This window comes from Rhodococcus sp. P4_F3_2, assembly GCF_056401335.1.
Genome location: NZ_JBFUJN010000042.1, coordinates 40,637 through 56,289 on the forward strand (window position 1 = coordinate 40,637; position 15,653 = coordinate 56,289).

The window sequence follows — 15,653 nt, forward strand, 5'->3', positions numbered from 1 at the left end:
GGATGAATCCATGGTCAGACAGGTAGCTGAACGCTCGGACACGATCCCCGCCCTCGCGAACGTGTTTCGAACCTACGGGTTCGACGGAGCAAGCCTGGCCGTCATCACCGAACACACCGGTTTGGGCAAAGGCAGTCTCTACAACTTCTTTCCGCGAGGAAAGGAAGAGATGGCCGAGGCCGTACTCGACGAGGTCGACGGATGGTTTCGCACCGAAGTCTTCGAACCGCTTCGAGCAGAGTCGGTTCCACCGCGGCAGCGCATCGAGAGCATGTTCGCTACCGTCGCCGACTACTTTCGGTCAGGGCAACGCATTTGCCTGTTCGGCGCATTTGCACTCGGTGAAGAGCGAAACCGCTTCGGCGCCAAGGTGCGAACCTACTTCGACGAATGGACCGCGGCGCTCGAGGCGGCACTCGTGGGAGCCGAAGATTCCACCGGACTCGCCGAAGAAGCCGTGGCCGGAATCCAAGGCGCAATAGTGATGTCCCGAGCCCTGGACGACGGTGCCGTATACAGCCGAGTAACGACGCGACTCGAAGATCGACTGGTACAGGCACTCACGCCGTAACGCATACCGCACGACCACAAAGGCATTTGTGCCGCGGCATGCACCTGGCATGCTCGAAAAGGTATGCACAAGAGGAAAGGAACCCATGCCCTCGTCCGAGACGGTGATCGCATCCACAGCTTCGGGGAAGATCCGCGGCCTAAAGCGTGACGGTTCCTACTACTTCGGTGCGATCCCCTACGCCCGCGCACCGCGCTTCGAGAAGCCGCGGCCGGCGGGACCGTTCTCCGACGTTTTCGACGCCACAGCGCTTGGAACGGTCTTCCCCCAACCACCTTCACGGCTCGAGCGCATCATGGGGCCACCGCTCCCCGAACCGGAGCAGAGCGAGGACAGCTTCACCGTCACCGTCACAACCCCGTCGCTGACCGGTCATCGCCCGGTGATGGTCTGGCTTCACGGTGGCGGTTACTCCAGTGGCGGCGGCTCCCTCCCCTGGTACGACGGCGGCGCTTTGTCAGCCGAGGGCGACGTCGTCGTGGTGTCGGTCAACTACCGCGTCGGCGTGCTCGGATACCTCCTCCTCGACGGCGTCAGCGAAGGCAATCTCGGGGTCCACGATCAGATCGCAGCGCTCGAGTGGGTGCGCGAGAACATCGAGGCATTCGGCGGCGACCCAGACTCGGTCACCGTGTTCGGGCAGTCGGCCGGCGCTCATTCGATTGTGAATCTGTTGAGCAGTAACAACTCTCGAACTCTTTTCCATCGAGCAATTCTGCAGAGCACCCCACGGCCGGACCTCAATTTCACGCAGGCTGCCGCGATCGAGAACGGTGAAGCATTTGCCCGACTGCTCGACGGAGATCCTCGGACCGCGCCACTCTCCCGCATTCTCGACGCATTCCGCAGCACCGCAATCGAGTTCAGCCGGCGGTCCCCCAATGTCGTGCAACCGCCCTTCGCACCGATTTCCGAACTGGATCCGGTGATCCGAACTTTCGAAACAGCGCCGGACGTCATCGTGGGATACACCCGCGACGAGGGATCCGCTTTCGTGCGCGACGTAGCGGGAGTACCCGATCCCGAACGCGTCGCCGAAAAGGCACTGACACAGAACATGTTTGCCGAACCGGCGATGGAGCTGGCCGACGCCTTCACAGCGGCCGGCGCGTCGGTGTACACGTATCGCTTCGACTGGGCACCGACGGACGCCGTCTTCGGAGCCACTCACTGCATCGAACTACCCTTCATGTTGGGAACCGAGCAGTCCTGGAAGAGCTCACCGATGCTGGGCAGCAGCGACTGGCAGAGCATCGACGCACTGGGCCGTCGGATACGCCGGCACTGGACGTCGTTTGCGCACACGGGAAGTCCGGACAGCAGCGAAACCTGGGAGAAGTACACCTCGGCCCAACCGATCGGAATCACCTTCTTCTGAGCAACTTCGGGCGCCTACCCACTCGCGGTAATCCCGTCTAGGATTGCTCCATGGACATGCCCAAGCTCCTCGACGGGCGACTCAAACTCCGCCATCTCCTGCTCGTCGATGCATTGAGCCGTCAGGGCAGCGTGGTCGGCGCCGCTGCCGCACTTCACATCACACAACCCGTCGCGACCCGCAGTCTGCACGACATCGAGTCCATTCTCGGTGTCTCGCTCTTCGACCGCGGCCCACGCGGAATCACCCCGACCATTTTCGGAGAGGCCTTCACAACTCATGCGCGGGCCGTGATCGCGCAGCTGACCGAAGCCGGGCGGCACGTCGTCGAACTTGCCGACGCCAATCGCGGAACCGTCATCGTGGGAACACATCTCGCCGGATCCAACGTGCTGCTTCCCGGCGCTATCGCGCGCCTGAAGGTTCACCACCCGCTGCTCACCGTCATCGTGCGCGAAGGCACGCCCGAACAGTTGCTCACCGATCTGGAAGCGGGCCGAATCGATCTGATCGTCGGCCGGCTCACCTCACCTACCGATGACACCGCGACAAGACGGAACCTCTACGCGGAGTCCGTCGAACTCGTCACCCGCGTGGATCACCCGCTCGCTCACCGCGAGGACGTCCAACTCGAAGAACTACGCGGCTTCCCCTGGATCCTTCCCGGGGTCGAGACAGTGCTCCGCCGCGAGCTCGAGGAGTTCTTCGCCCGCAACAGCCTGCCGTTGCCCGAAAACCGCGTCGAGGCAACCTCTTTCCTCACCGTGCGCCAGCTGCTGGTCGAGACCGACATGATCGCGGTCCTACCGAGCCTCATCCCCCGCGACGACGCGCGCTTGACCACCCTGTCCATCACACTCGATCCGATCGGGCACAGCGTCGGCATCACTTCCTCGGCGACTCGCACGTCGAGCCCGTCCGCACAGGCCCTGATCGCGACGCTGGAGTCCTTTGCAGCTGAGCTCATGCGACCGTGAAACGCCGATCGGCCCGTTCCCCGCGAGGGGGAACGGGCCGATGTCGGATCAATCCAGTACTCAGGCGTTTTCGGAGACGCGAATCTCCTCGTGCTCCAAGCCCCGCGACGAATCGGGGACAATCTTGAACAGTGCGATGGCGCCGACCAGGCTGATTGTGCATATCGAGGCGAGGTACCAGGTGACGCCTACCGAAGACCCGGTGGCGTCCAGCAGTGCGGTGGCGATCATCGGCGCCAGTCCACCGCCGAGAATCGCACCACTCTGAAGGATCAGAGACGAACCGGAGTAGCGGACCTTGGCCGGGAAGGTATCGGCGATGATGCTGCCCTGAACGCAGTGGGTGACCGGCACGATCAGACCCATACCCAGGAACGCGATGACAGCGACCACTTTGTTCTCGGTGTTCAGTAGCGGGAAGAACACGATGCACCACAACAGGATTGCGGCAGATCCGCCGATGAACATGTGTCGACGCCCGTACTTGTCAGCGATCTTGGTCCAGAACGGGATGGAAAGGAACCACAGGACTGCGGCCGCGGTCACGCTGAGCACCAGGAATTGCTTGTCGTAGCCCAGATGTTGAGTTCCGTACGACAGGGTGAACACCATGAAGGCGTACGCCACGGCGGAGTTCGCCAAGCACGCGGCAAGCGTGAGAGACAAGCGGGGGAAGCCGACCTTGAGCGACTCACGCAGCGGGAAGCGGACTATTTCGCCCTTCTCCATGATCCCGGCGAATGACGGCGACTCGGTGACGCGCAGGCGAATCACCAGACCGATCGCCACCAGAACGAAGCTGAGCAGGAACGGGATTCGCCAACCCCACGAAGCGAATGCCGAGTCCGACATCACGGCGTTGGTCGTCAGGAAGATGCCGTTGGCGAGAACCAGTCCGGCGGGTGTGCCCATCTGCGGGAAACCTGCATAACGATTCTTCTGCCCTGCCGGCGCGTGCTCCATCGACATGAGTGTCGCACCGGCGCCTTCACCGCCCAGACCGATGCCCTGAACGACGCGCATGGCCACCAGGAGGACGGGCGCCCAGAATCCGATGGAATCGTAGTTCGGGATGAGGCCGATGAGTGTGGACCCGACGCCCATCATCACCAGGGAGACCACGAGTGTGGCCTTGCGCCCGATCCGGTCACCGAAGTGCCCGAACACGAGCCCACCTACCGGCCGTGCGATGAATCCGACGGCGAAGGTGCTGAAGGCAGCCAGCGTGCCGGCCGTGGGGCTCAGGCTCGGAAAGAATTGTTTGTTGAAGATCAGCGCGGCGGCTGTGCCGTAGAGGAAGAAGTCGTACCATTCGAGAGTTGTGCCGGCCAGAGTTGCCATGGCAACTCGGCTACGGGCAGCTTTCTCCGGCAACGGCTTTCCGTCACTCGTTGTGCTGTTGGATATCTTGTCTGACATCGCGGAACCTATCGATTGGATGGGGCAGGCGGACGACTAAATCTGTAGTCACCGACCCCGTCTTCGGGATTGTCGGCATCACGAGCGTCGTCGATCGTTGTGTTTGGAATTGTGCTCGCTCGAGACATGACTCACAAATGCCGAAATCACCGTCCGCCATACCGGAAAGGGTATAGCCGGGGTCTCAGACGAGACCCAGGAAGCGTTCGGCATTCCCCCGCGAAATCAGTTGGCGCGCAGTATCGTCCAAGAACTCACTCTTGCGAACCACCTCACCGACCGGACGCTCCCCCAAGGGGTACGGGTAATCACTACCCACCATCACACGGTCCACCCCCACCGTGTCCACCAGCAGTCGCAGTGCGCGCTCGTCGAAGACGACGGAATCCACGTAGAACCTACCCAGGTAATGCGAAGGCGGGAACTCCGACGTACCGATGATGTCGTTGCGGCCGTGCCAGGCGTTTTCCATCCGGCCCAACCAGAACGCGAAAGATCCACCACCGTGCGCAAATCCGATCTTGAGACGATCGTCGATCTTGTCGAACACCCCACCGAGAATCAGCGCGAGTATCGACAGATGCGTTTCGGCCGGCATCGCGGTGAGCCACTGCGCCATCCAGCGATCGAGGCGCGGAGAGTTGGCCATGTCCCACGGGTGCACGAATACCGGCACGTCAAGCGACGCGCAGTGCTGGAGAAACGTCACCACGCCCTCACTGTCGAGGTCCAGATCGCCCACATGATTGCCGATCTCGACACCGCGGTGCCCGTTCGCGATGCACCGCTCGAGCTCACGGCACGCTGCGTCGGTGTCTTGCAGAGGCACCTGGCAGAACGGAATCAACCGATCCTTCGCCGGCTCCACGATCTCGAGCGCGAGGTCGTTGAAGATCCGTGCGATGCGACTTGCCTGCTCGCCGCTTCGGCCGTAATTGAAGAATGCCGGCGTCGGCGAGACGACCTGCGTGTGCACGCCGTCGGCATCCATGTCCCGAAGCCGCACCTCGGCGTCCCAGGCATCGGACTGGATGCGGCGGAACTCCTTGGTGCCCATCATGATCATGGCTTCGGTCTCCGACTCGACCTTCAGCCACGGCGCTTGCGGCCCCGCGTCTTCGGTCAGATCCGGCCACCCGTTGGGCACGTAGTGGGTGTGGATGTCGATCAGGTTGCTCATCACTCAGCCCTTGCCGGGATGGAGCGTGCCGCACTTGTCACACGTGCGGGCTTCTTCGCTCTCGTAGAACTTGACGAACACCGGCGGAAGGTCGGCCACGATGTCGCGCACCTGAAGTTCGACCTCGTGAATCTTGTGATCACATTCGAGGCAGTACCACTGGAACTTCTCGAGCGTGCCTTCCTTGCGGACGCGTTCGATGACCAGGCCGATCGAGCCCGCGGTGGGACGCTGCGGCGAATGCGGAATGTCTCCTGGCAGCAACCAAGTTTCACCCTCGCGAATGTCGACGCGCTGAGGACCGTCTTCGGTCATGACATTGACGTGGATGTCGCCTTCGAGCTGGTAGAACCACTCCTCGTACGGATCGAGGTGGTAGTCGGTCCGCTGGTTGGGGCCGCCGACGACCTGCACGATGAAATCGTCTCCGAGCGCCATCGTCTGATTGTTGACGGGCGGCTGCAGGAGGTGGCGGTTGTCGTCGATCCACTTCTTGAAGTCGATGACGGGAGGAATCGTGGTCATGATGCATTCTCCGTATCTTCGGACGCTGAGCGCTTGGAGGCGGGCACGTACGCCACGCCGGAAATTTCGATGAGCAGATGCGGGTGGGGCAGTTGGTGAACAGCCACAGTCGTTCTCGTCGGACCGTTTTCGTCGAACAGTTCGGCGTACACCTCGTTGTATCCACCGAAGTCGTTCATCGACACCAGGTAGGAGGTGACCTGAACCAGATCACTGAGTTCTCCACCCACTTCGGCGAGGATTGCCGCGATGTTTTCGATGACGGCACGCGTCTGCGCCCGAATGTCGAGCGCCGTCGTCCCCATCTCGTCGACCTCGACGCCGACAAACGTGTTGTCGGGTCGACGCGAACTGGTCCCGGAGACATAGACGAAATCGCCGACCACCTTGACGTGGGGGAACTTTCCGCGCGGCTTCGCCAGCTTCTCGATGACCTGCGCCCCACTCATCGCTTCACACCTTTCACCGTGACGGTTCCGAGTCCGTCGATCGTGCACTGTGCGACGCCCTCGTCGAGTCGCACAGCTGCTGTGGCGGCACCGGCCAGAATTACCTGACCGGCGCGCAACGGAATTCGGCGTCGGCGGGCGATGTCGAGCAGTGCATGCAAAGCGCGCGCCGGATCGCCGAGAATGGCCGACGTGGAACCGACTACCGTCTCGCCGCCGACCTCCATACGTACGGAACGGTCTTCGACGTTCTGTAGCGGCAGCCACCGCCCGATCACATACCCGGCAGCGCTGGTGTTGTCAGCGACGACGTCGGTGTAGGTGAAGCGGAAGTCGCGATAGCGCGAGTCGATGATCTCCATTGCGGGAGCCAGCGCGTCGACGCAGGTTTCGATGTCGACATTCGGATCGTCGAGATCGACGTCCTTCGACAGACGGTATGCCACTTCGGGTTCGATCTTGGGATGAATGAACGTCCTCAGGTCGACTTCGCCGCCGTTGCTCACGCACATCGCGTCGGTCAACTGACCGACGATCACTTCGGAGACACCCATCTGCGCCATCTTCGCTTGGCTTGTGAAGCCGAGCTTGATACCCACAATCGATTCGCCACGGCTGGTTCGTCGTTCGATGAGTTCGTTCTGAATCCGGTAGGCGTCGTCGATGTCGATGGTGTATTCGTCGGCGAGGCTCGGGGTGTCGGTGCGAGTCTGCGCAGCGTCGTCGAGGCGACGCGCGAGCGCGGATACGGTGTCTTCGGGGGCTGTCATCACGCCTCGCTCATTTCTGGAAAACTTTTGCGGTTTCGATGTTCACAGTTGCACACATACATTCGTCGGTTCGGTGTAGAAGTGCAGCGAGGACTCGCCACCCTCACGTCCGATGCCGGACAGGCCCATACCGCCGAAGGGAGATCGCAGTTCACGGGTGAACCACGTGTTGACCCAGGAGATTCCGACGTTCATCCTCTGCGCGACGCGGTGTCCACGGCGCAGGTCGTTGGTCCACACGGAGGCCGCCAAGCCGTACTCGGTGTCGTTTGCCAAGGCGATCGCCTCGGCTTCGGTCTCGAACGGAATGAGTGCTGCAACGGGTCCGAAGATCTCCTCGCGCACGACGCGATCCTTGTTGGTCAAGCCAGTCCACAGGGTGGGTTCGATCCACGATCCGCCCGACAGTTCCTGTCCGAGGTCCGGAATACCGCCGCCGGTCAGCACTTTCGCGCCTTCCTGCTCGGCGATCTCGAAGTAGTCGAGAACCTTCTTCCGGTGCGCCTGCGAAATGAGCGGTCCGGTCGTCGTTGCATCGAGCGTCGGGTCGCCCAGACGCAATCCTGCTGCCCGCTCGACGAGTCCACCGGCGATGTCGTCGAAAATGCTGCGGTGCACGTACACCCGTTCGGTGCACAGGCAGACCTGGCCGGTGTTGGTGAACACCGACTTGGTCAGACCCGTCAACGCTTCGTCGATGTCGACGTCGTCGAAGACGATCGCGGCGTTCTTGCCACCGAGTTCGAACGAGACCGGACGGACTCGCGGCGCAACGGTTTTCATGACATGCGAACCGGTTGCCGAAGATCCGGTGAAGGTGACACCGTCGATGCCGGGGTGCGTGGTGAGGAACTCGCCGGCGGAGTTCGCACCGAACCCGTGGACGACGTTGTAGACACCGGCAGGCAGGCCGACTTCTTCGAGTACCTCGGCAAGCAACGACGCCGTCGCTGGGGTTTCCTCGGAGGGCTTGACCACCACGGAATTTCCGCACGCGAGTGCGGGCGCAACCTTCCAGGTCAGGAGAAGCAACGGCAGGTTCCAGGGAACGATCACGGCGACCACGCCGAGCGGCTTGCGGATCGCGTAGTTCAGCGCCTGCTTGCCACCCGCGAGATCCGTGACAAACGATTCCTGTCCGGCCGCGGCGACGATGTCGGCGAAAGTGCGGAAGTTCGTCAGGGCGCGCGCGACGTCGAGTTCGCGTGCCTGTGTGATCGGCTTGCCGGTGTCCGCCATTTCTGCGGCGACGAACTCTTCGAATCGCTCCTCGATCCGGTCGGCGGCGCGTCGCAGCAGAGCCGTCCGCTCGCGGACCGGCGTATCGGCCCAACCGTTGTCCAGAGCACGTCTGGCAGAGGTCACGGCCCGATCGACCAGGGCCTTGTCGGCCTCGTGGACCCGGGCGAGAACACGGCCCGTTGCTGGGTCGACCTGATCGAAGCTCGACGACTCGTCGGGTTCGACATAGGAGCCGTCCACGTAATTGCGGATCCATCCGTCGCATTGTGAGGTCATGGACTAACTATTGGCCCGTGACCCATATCAAACAAATGCAAAAACTGCCGCCAGCTATACCTCGATCGGCATAGATGGCGGCAGTTCGGCTACAGAACTCAGCTCCTCATGTCGGCGCCGAGCGCCTCAGCGGCGCAGATACGCCAACTGCACGTTGACGGATTTCTCCGCCACCGGCCACAGCTTCGGGTCGACGTCGGAGTAGACGTGCTCGACAACCTCGCGCACCGATGCCGACTCCCCCAACGTCGTCAGAGCGTCCCGCACCTGGGCTAGACGCTCCTCGCGGTGAGCAAGGTACTGCTGCGAAATCGCCTGCAGATCGGGCAGGTCCGGACCGTGCCCGGGAAGAACCGTCAGTCCTTCGCCGAGTGCGGCCAACGACCGCAGTGATGTGAGGTAATCCCCCAGATCGCCGTCGGTGTCGTCCAGAACTGCGGTGCCGCGGCCGAGAATGGTGTCGCCTGTCAGCACGCTCGCATCGTTCTCGATGACTATCGACACCGAGTCAGCGGTGTGTCCCGGAGTCGCGAGGATCCGCAGCTTCAGACCCGCCACCTCGATCACTTCACCGTCGACAAGCGCCGAAGCACCCCCGCGCAGAAAAGTGGGGTCGACGGAACGCACCGGAGCCGAGGTCAATTCATGGAAACGGTCCACCCCGCCGGTGTGGTCGTAGTGCCGGTGCGTGATCAAGGTCAGCGCAACCGGACCGATACCAGCGACACGTTGCAGGTGTTCCTCGTCGTTGTCGCCCGGATCGACGACTACACACTCGACGCTGCCGGGAGCATGCAGAATCCAGGTGTTCGTACCGTCCAGCGTCATCATGCCCGGATTGTTTTCGAGCAAGACCGAAGCGATGTCGGTGACGCGGCGAAGCTGCGCGTAGGCGGGATGGACCGTCGACATCAGCGAACTTCGACGATCAGTTCCACCTCGACCGGAGAGCCGAGGGGAAGCTCTGCCACGCCGACTGCCGAACGAGCGTGGATACCGGCGTCGCCGAGCACCTCACCGAGGAATTCGGAAGCGCCGTTGATCACGCCGGGCTGACCGGTGAATCCTTCGGCGGATGCCACGAAGCCGACAACCTTGACAACGCGAACGACGTTGTCGATGCCGACCAGGGCGTCGATGGCAGCAAGAGCGTTGAGCGCGCAGGTGCGAGCCGCAGCCTTGGCGTCGTCATCCGACACGCCCGCACCGAGCTTGCCGGTCAGCGCCAGTTTTCCGTCGACGAACGGGAGCTGACCCGACGTGTACACGTGGTTGCCGCTGCGAACCGCGGGAACGTACGCAGCAACGGGTGCCGCGACGGCGGGAAGTGCAATGCCCAGTTCGGCGAGACGCTCCGACCAGGTCTGTGTTGCCTCTGCCATGTGATTCAGCCCTTCGGACGCTTCATGTACGCGACGTGCTGCTCGCCCGACGCGCTCGGCAGGACTGCCACGAGTTCCCAGCCGTCGACACCCCAGTTGTCGAGAATTGCCTTCGGATTGTGGACCAGCAACGGAGTCACGGTGTATTCCCAGGAAGTTATTTCGCTCATGCGGTGAGCCTATCCCGCGTACATCTTCGGCCCCAGACTTATAGGCTCGCGGTGTGGTTGCATCCCAAGATGAGCTGAGCAGGACCTGGCCCGAGTCTGCGACGAAGGCCCGCCTGCACTTTGTGTCGGGTAAAGGCGGAACCGGTAAGTCCACGGTTGCCGCCGCGTTGGCGCTCGCGTTGGCCGAGGGCGGCAAGCGCGTTCTCCTCGTGGAGGTCGAGGGCCGCCAGGGAATCGCGCAGCTCTTCGACGTACCGCCGCTTCCACCGCAGGAGACCAAAGTCGCGGCCGCCGAAGGTGGCGGTGAAGTGATGGCTCTGGCCGTCGACATCGAGACCGCGTTCCTCGAATACCTCGAAATGTTCTACAACCTCGGCTTCGCCGGCCGGGCGATGCGTAAGTTCGGCGCCATCGAATTCGCCACCACCATCGCTCCCGGCCTTCGCGACGTTCTACTCACCGGCAAGATCAAGGAGTGCGTCATCCGCACCGATCGAACCGGCAAACGCGTGTACGACGCCGTTGTCGTCGACGCTCCCCCGACCGGACGAATCGGCAGCTTCCTCGACGTCACCAAGGCGATGGCCGATCTCGCCAAGGGCGGCCCGGTGCACTCCCAGAGTGAAGGCGTCGTTCGGCTGCTGCACTCGCCGGAGACCGTCGTACATCTTGTTGCACTTCTCGAAGCGCTGCCCGTTCAGGAAACTGCCGACGCCGCCGCAGAACTGGCGCGCGACGACCTCAACCTCGGTGCCATCATCGTCAACCGCGCCAGCCCGAGGTTCTTGCCCGAAGACCAACTCTCCGGTGCCGCTGCCGGCGATATCGACGCGGCTTCGATCCGGTCGACACTCTCGGACGTCGGCATCGATCTGTCCGACGACGACTTCGCAGGCCTGCTCACCGAGACGATCGAGCACGCGTCGGTGCTCGAAGCTCAAGAATCCAGCGCCGAGAAGCTCCGCGAGATCGACGGGGCTCGGGTACAACTTCCCGCACTCGCCGACGGCGTCGATCTCGGTGGGCTGTACGAGCTTGCCGAATACCTCACGGAACAGGGCGTGTGATGACCGAGACCACCGAGAACGTGACGGTCGGCAGTTCCAGGACCGGCCGACGCGCAGCTCCTGCCCTCGATATTTCGGCGATCATCAAGGACCCGACGGCTCGGATCGTGGTGTGTTGCGGCGCAGGCGGCGTCGGCAAGACCACGACGGCCGCGTCGCTGGCGTTGCGTGCGGCCGAAGAGGGCCGACGCGTAGTCGTCCTCACCATCGATCCGGCCCGCCGCCTCGCACAGGCCTTGGGTGTGGCCGAACTCGACAACACTCCGCAGCCGGTGAAGCTGGGTCCCGAGGCCACGGGCGAACTGCACGCAATGATGCTGAACATGCGTCGGACTTTCGACGAGATGGTCATCGAGCATTCGAGCCCTGAGAAGGCCGAGCAGATCCTGGCGAATCCCTTCTATCAAACCGTTGCCACATCGTTCTCCGGAACGCAGGAGTACATGGCGATGGAGAAGTTGGGGCAGCTGGCGTCGAACGACGCGTGGGATCTGGTGATCGTCGATACCCCGCCGTCGCGCAATGCGCTCGACTTCCTCGACGCCCCGCAGAGGCTCGGCACGTTCCTCGACGGACGGATGATCCGGCTGCTCTCTGCACCCGGCCGTGGCCTGACCAGGCTCGTGGCCGGCGCGATGGGATTGGCACTGAAGGGTGTCTCTACCATCGTGGGAAGCCAAATGCTTTCGGATGCATCGGCATTCGTGCAGTCGCTCGACTCGATGTTCGGCGGTTTCCGTGAACGCGCAACGAAGACCTACGAGTTGCTACGTCAGCCGGGGACTCATTTCCTGGTGATCGCAGCGGCCGAACCCGACGCTCTTCGCGAGGCGGCGTTCTTCGTCGATCGCCTTGCGGGCGACTCGATGCCGTTGGCCGGTCTGGTTCTCAACCGCACGCACCCGACATTGACGGCTCTGCCTGCCGATCATGCGGTGACCGCCGCCGACAAACTGGAAGCGAAGGAAAGTGCGACCGAGGCCGAAGCCCTCACCGCAGCCGTTCTCCGCATCCATGCCCATCGGGCAGTGATCGCGAAGCGGGAGATCGCCTTGCTGAGTCGATTCACCGCAGCTCACCCGAGGGTGCCGCTGATCGGTGTTCCGTCGCTACCGTTCGAGGTCTCGGACCTCGAGGCGCTGCGCGCGGTGGGAGATCAGCTCACTCGTAAGGGCTGATCCCCCCGATCGGCCTGGATCAGACTGCTGAGTGATGCTGGCGCTGGTCTTCGAAGAACTCGGACCAGGAGTCGACGTCGGGGTGCTGCTTGAGCAGTGCACGGCGCTGACGCTCGGTCATTCCGCCCCACACACCGAACTCGACACGATTGTCGAGAGCATCTGCTCCGCACTGCATGAGGACCGGGCAGTGACGGCAGATGGTGGCCGCCTTGCGCTGCGCGGCGCCACGAACAAAAAGTTGGTCGGGGTCGACCTCGCGGCATCGTGCCTTAGTTACCCAGGCAATTCGTGCCTCGGCTTGCTCGATGTCCAAACGGCTACTCGGGGTGGCTGTGTACATTCTGGGTCCCCTCTACAAAGTCTGACCGTCGCCATAGGGCGAGCAGCGCACCATCTCAGCCGTCCCCGCGGTAGCACGGTGAAAGCTGAGACACATTCGTGATCGAGTGTTACGTCGATCACACTGATCACAATTTAGGTAAAGAACGGCCCTAACGCAAGACGCTCGGGAGCATTTTTTGGTACGGCAGTACAAAGCGCGTGTTCAGAAGGTTTTGAACACCCCCAAAACACTGAAACCGGTTCCAATGGGTGGGCACACGTACTCTGTAGATCGTGTCGATTGCAAAAACAGTGGCGAAGCTCGCCGGAAGCTCCGCATTGGCGGGTGTCCTGGTCGCAGGGGTGATGTTCCCAGTGGCGGGCGGATTCGGATTCGCGTCCAACCGCGCCGCCGATACCGTCGACAACGTCTCGGCCGAACTGGTCGAAGGCACGGTCCCCGCGGTGTCCACCATGGTCGATGCGGCAGGCAATCCCATTGCCTGGCTCTACGACCAACGACGCTTCGAAGTCCCGAGCGAGAAGATCTCCAACAACATGAAGTTGGCGATCGTCTCCATCGAGGACCGCCGGTTCCCCGACCACAAGGGCGTCGACTGGCAGGGAACGCTGCGTGCCTTCCTCACCAACACGACGACCGGTGAAGTGCAGCAGGGCGCGTCGACACTCGATCAGCAGTATGTGAAGAACTACCAACTGTTGGTCGTGGCCAAGACGGATGCCGAGCGCCGCGCTGCCATCGAGACCACCCCGGCCCGAAAGATCCGCGAGATCCGGATGGCCCTGACGCTGGACAAGGAACTCACGAAAGACGAGATCCTCACCCGGTACCTCAACCTCGTACCGTTCGGCAACGGATCCTTCGGCATCCAGGACGCGGCTCAGACCTACTTCGGCGTCGATGCCGCAGATCTGACCGTTCCCCAGTCGGCGATGCTTGCCGGCATGGTTCAGTCCAGCTCCGCACTGAACCCGTACACGAACGTCGAGGGCGTGACCGAGCGTCGTAACACCGTGCTCGACACCATGATCACGAACATTCCGGATCGTGCCGACGAGTTCCGCGCCGCCAAGGAAGAGCCCCTCGGCGTCCTGGAAACCCCCAACAACTTGCCGCGCGGCTGCATCGCTGCAGGCGATCGCGGATTCTTCTGTGACTACGCACTGAAGTACCTCTCGGACGCCGGAATCACGCGCGACCAGATCAACGAGGGTGGTTATCTCATCAAGACCACTCTCGATCCGCAGGTCCAGGCGTCCACCAAGGCCGGACTGAACGCGAACGCGAGCGCCAACCTCGACGGCATCGCGAACGTGATGAACGTGATCAGGCCGGGCCAGGATTCACACAAGGTCATCGCGATGGCCAGCAGTCGCACGTACGGTCTCAATGCCGACGCCGACGAAACCGTCCAGGCACAGCCGTACTCCCTTGCCGGTGACGGTGCGGGTTCCGTCTTCAAGATCTTCACGACGGCTGCGGCGATGGAGAAGGGCCTAGGTATCAACGCGACGCTCGACGTGCCCAAGCGATTCGAAGCCAAGGGCATGGGTAGCGGTGGTGCGGCCGGTTGCCCGGTGTCGACTTACTGCGTGGAGAACGCCGGCAACTACCCGCCGACGCTGTCCGTGACCGACGCGCTGGCACAGTCCCCCAACACCGCTTTCGTCAAGCTCATCGAGGCAACCGGCGTCACGCCGACCGTCGACATGGCCGTCCGTCTCGGCATGCGCTCGTATGCTGATCCCAACACCTCGGGCTTCGACGAGCGCAGCATGGCCGACTTCCAGAAGGAACAGAACCTCGGTTCGTTCACCCTCGGTCCCACCTGGATCAACCCACTCGAACTCTCCAACGTCGCGGCCACTCTCGCCTCGCACGGCAAGTGGTGCCCGCCGAGTCCCATCGATTCGGTCTTCGACCGCTACGGCAAGCCTGTGGCCGTCACCGAGCAGGGCTGTGAGCAGGTTGTCGAGCCCGGCTTGGCAGACACACTCGCCAACGCCATGAGCCGTGACGACGTCGGCGCCGGTACGTCTGCCGGAGCTGCAAGCAGCGCCGGATGGAGCCTGCCGATGTCGGGCAAGACGGGTACCACCGAGACCCACAAGTCCTCGGCGTTCCTCGGCTTCACCAACAACCTCGCTGCCGCTGTCTACATCTTCGGCGACTCCCCGACGCCGGGAGAGATCTGCTCGAGCCCGCTGCGCCCCTGCTACAGCGGCAACCTGTACGGCGGTACCGAACCGGCGAGATCCTGGTTCGCGGCAATGAACCCGGTCGCCAACAACTTCGGGCCCACCTCACTGCCTCCGATCGACGAGAAGTACGCACGGGGATCGCAGAACGGCCAGGTTCCCGAGGTTGTCGGCCTGAGCCAGTCGGCGGCGACGTCGCGGTTGCAGGCGTCCGGCTTCACGGTCAATTCCGTGACGACGGCGTCCGGAGCACGCGCGGGAACGGTCACCGGAGTTTCGCCGTCCGGGTCCGCGATCCCGGGTTCGACCGTCACGATCTACATCAGTGACGGTTCCGTGAGGGCTCCGGCAGCACCCGCATCCCCGGCAGCTCCAGCAGCTCCGGCACCGGGCGCGACTCCCCCGGATGCGACTCCGCCCGGAGGTGAACCCGCACCGCCCGCGGGGACCCCGCCGAACTGACGGCCCTGAAAACTGACGGCTCTGAAAACAAGAACGGCCGCGATCTCCGAGTSACTCGGAGAT

The 15,653-nt window shown here is 62.9% G+C and carries 16 protein-coding genes; 6 read left to right on the forward strand and 10 right to left on the reverse strand.

The window, feature by feature from the left end; translation table 11 throughout:
- Positions 1 to 10 precede the first annotated feature (10 nt).
- The 3 genes from AC1DWA_RS29170 (at position 11) to AC1DWA_RS29180 (ending at position 2,926) form a co-directional block, all read left to right on the forward strand.
- The gene (locus AC1DWA_RS29170) at positions 11 to 571 is read left to right on the forward strand and encodes a TetR/AcrR family transcriptional regulator (RefSeq protein WP_019746618.1); all 561 of its coding nucleotides are present in this window, start codon (positions 11 to 13) and stop codon (positions 569 to 571) included.
- A gap of 85 nt (positions 572 to 656) precedes the next feature.
- Positions 657 to 1,949, forward strand: coding sequence for a carboxylesterase family protein (locus AC1DWA_RS29175; protein ID WP_134998521.1), 1,293 nt, complete (start codon positions 657 to 659; stop codon positions 1,947 to 1,949).
- Positions 1,950 to 1,999: 50 nt separating this feature from the next.
- Entirely contained in the window at positions 2,000 to 2,926 is a 927-nt protein-coding gene (locus AC1DWA_RS29180) for a LysR substrate-binding domain-containing protein (protein ID WP_030535682.1), read from the forward strand.
- A gap of 60 nt (positions 2,927 to 2,986) precedes the next feature.
- On the opposite strand, the gene AC1DWA_RS29185 is transcribed toward AC1DWA_RS29180, so the two are convergent.
- The 9 genes from AC1DWA_RS29185 to AC1DWA_RS29225 form a co-directional block, all read right to left on the reverse strand.
- On the reverse strand, positions 2,987 to 4,345 hold the full coding sequence (locus tag AC1DWA_RS29185; protein WP_019746615.1) for an MFS transporter: 1,359 nt from the start codon (positions 4,343 to 4,345) through the stop codon (positions 2,987 to 2,989).
- A 184-nt stretch (positions 4,346 to 4,529) separates the two neighbouring features.
- A complete protein-coding gene (locus tag AC1DWA_RS29190; protein WP_020968257.1) occupies positions 4,530 to 5,525 on the reverse strand; it encodes an amidohydrolase family protein in 996 nt (331 codons plus the stop codon).
- A gap of 3 nt (positions 5,526 to 5,528) precedes the next feature.
- Positions 5,529 to 6,050, reverse strand: a complete 522-nt coding sequence (locus AC1DWA_RS29195; protein WP_003943511.1) for a 3-hydroxyanthranilate 3,4-dioxygenase — start codon at positions 6,048 to 6,050, stop codon at positions 5,529 to 5,531.
- On the reverse strand, positions 6,047 to 6,499 hold the full coding sequence (locus AC1DWA_RS29200) for a RidA family protein (RefSeq protein WP_019746612.1): 453 nt from the start codon (positions 6,497 to 6,499) through the stop codon (positions 6,047 to 6,049). Before AC1DWA_RS29200 ends, AC1DWA_RS29195 begins: the two co-directional genes overlap by 4 nt.
- On the reverse strand, positions 6,496 to 7,269 hold the full coding sequence (locus AC1DWA_RS29205; RefSeq protein WP_021334237.1) for a 2-keto-4-pentenoate hydratase: 774 nt from the start codon (positions 7,267 to 7,269) through the stop codon (positions 6,496 to 6,498). Before AC1DWA_RS29205 ends, AC1DWA_RS29200 begins: the two co-directional genes overlap by 4 nt.
- A gap of 42 nt (positions 7,270 to 7,311) precedes the next feature.
- A complete protein-coding gene (locus AC1DWA_RS29210; protein WP_283310287.1) occupies positions 7,312 to 8,787 on the reverse strand; it encodes a 2-hydroxymuconic semialdehyde dehydrogenase in 1,476 nt (491 codons plus the stop codon).
- Between the two features lie 126 nt (positions 8,788 to 8,913).
- Positions 8,914 to 9,699 (reverse strand): MBL fold metallo-hydrolase, encoded by a 786-nt coding sequence (locus tag AC1DWA_RS29215; protein WP_020905965.1) that lies wholly within the window; start codon positions 9,697 to 9,699, stop codon positions 8,914 to 8,916.
- Complete coding sequence (locus AC1DWA_RS29220) at positions 9,699 to 10,169, reverse strand: RidA family protein (RefSeq protein ID WP_019746608.1); 471 nt, start codon at positions 10,167 to 10,169, stop codon at positions 9,699 to 9,701. Before AC1DWA_RS29220 ends, AC1DWA_RS29215 begins: the two co-directional genes overlap by 1 nt.
- A gap of 5 nt (positions 10,170 to 10,174) precedes the next feature.
- A complete protein-coding gene (locus AC1DWA_RS29225; RefSeq protein WP_003943454.1) occupies positions 10,175 to 10,339 on the reverse strand; it encodes a hypothetical protein in 165 nt (54 codons plus the stop codon).
- A gap of 53 nt (positions 10,340 to 10,392) precedes the next feature.
- Between AC1DWA_RS29225 and bagA the strand changes: the two genes are divergently transcribed.
- Both bagA and bagB read left to right on the forward strand, forming a co-directional pair.
- Positions 10,393 to 11,406 (forward strand): ATPase BagA, encoded by a 1,014-nt coding sequence (gene bagA, locus AC1DWA_RS29230; protein WP_019746607.1) that lies wholly within the window; start codon positions 10,393 to 10,395, stop codon positions 11,404 to 11,406.
- The gene (gene bagB, locus AC1DWA_RS29235; RefSeq protein WP_029254327.1) at positions 11,406 to 12,584 is read left to right on the forward strand and encodes an ATPase BagB; all 1,179 of its coding nucleotides are present in this window, start codon (positions 11,406 to 11,408) and stop codon (positions 12,582 to 12,584) included. Before bagA ends, bagB begins: the two co-directional genes overlap by 1 nt.
- A 19-nt stretch (positions 12,585 to 12,603) precedes the next feature.
- On the opposite strand, the gene AC1DWA_RS29240 is transcribed toward bagB, so the two are convergent.
- On the reverse strand, positions 12,604 to 12,927 hold the full coding sequence (locus AC1DWA_RS29240) for a WhiB family transcriptional regulator (RefSeq protein WP_019746605.1): 324 nt from the start codon (positions 12,925 to 12,927) through the stop codon (positions 12,604 to 12,606).
- Positions 12,928 to 13,220: 293 nt separating this feature from the next.
- Between AC1DWA_RS29240 and AC1DWA_RS29245 the strand changes: the two genes are divergently transcribed.
- Complete coding sequence (locus AC1DWA_RS29245) at positions 13,221 to 15,590, forward strand: penicillin-binding protein (RefSeq protein ID WP_003943525.1); 2,370 nt, start codon at positions 13,221 to 13,223, stop codon at positions 15,588 to 15,590.
- Positions 15,591 to 15,653: the final 63 nt, after the last annotated feature.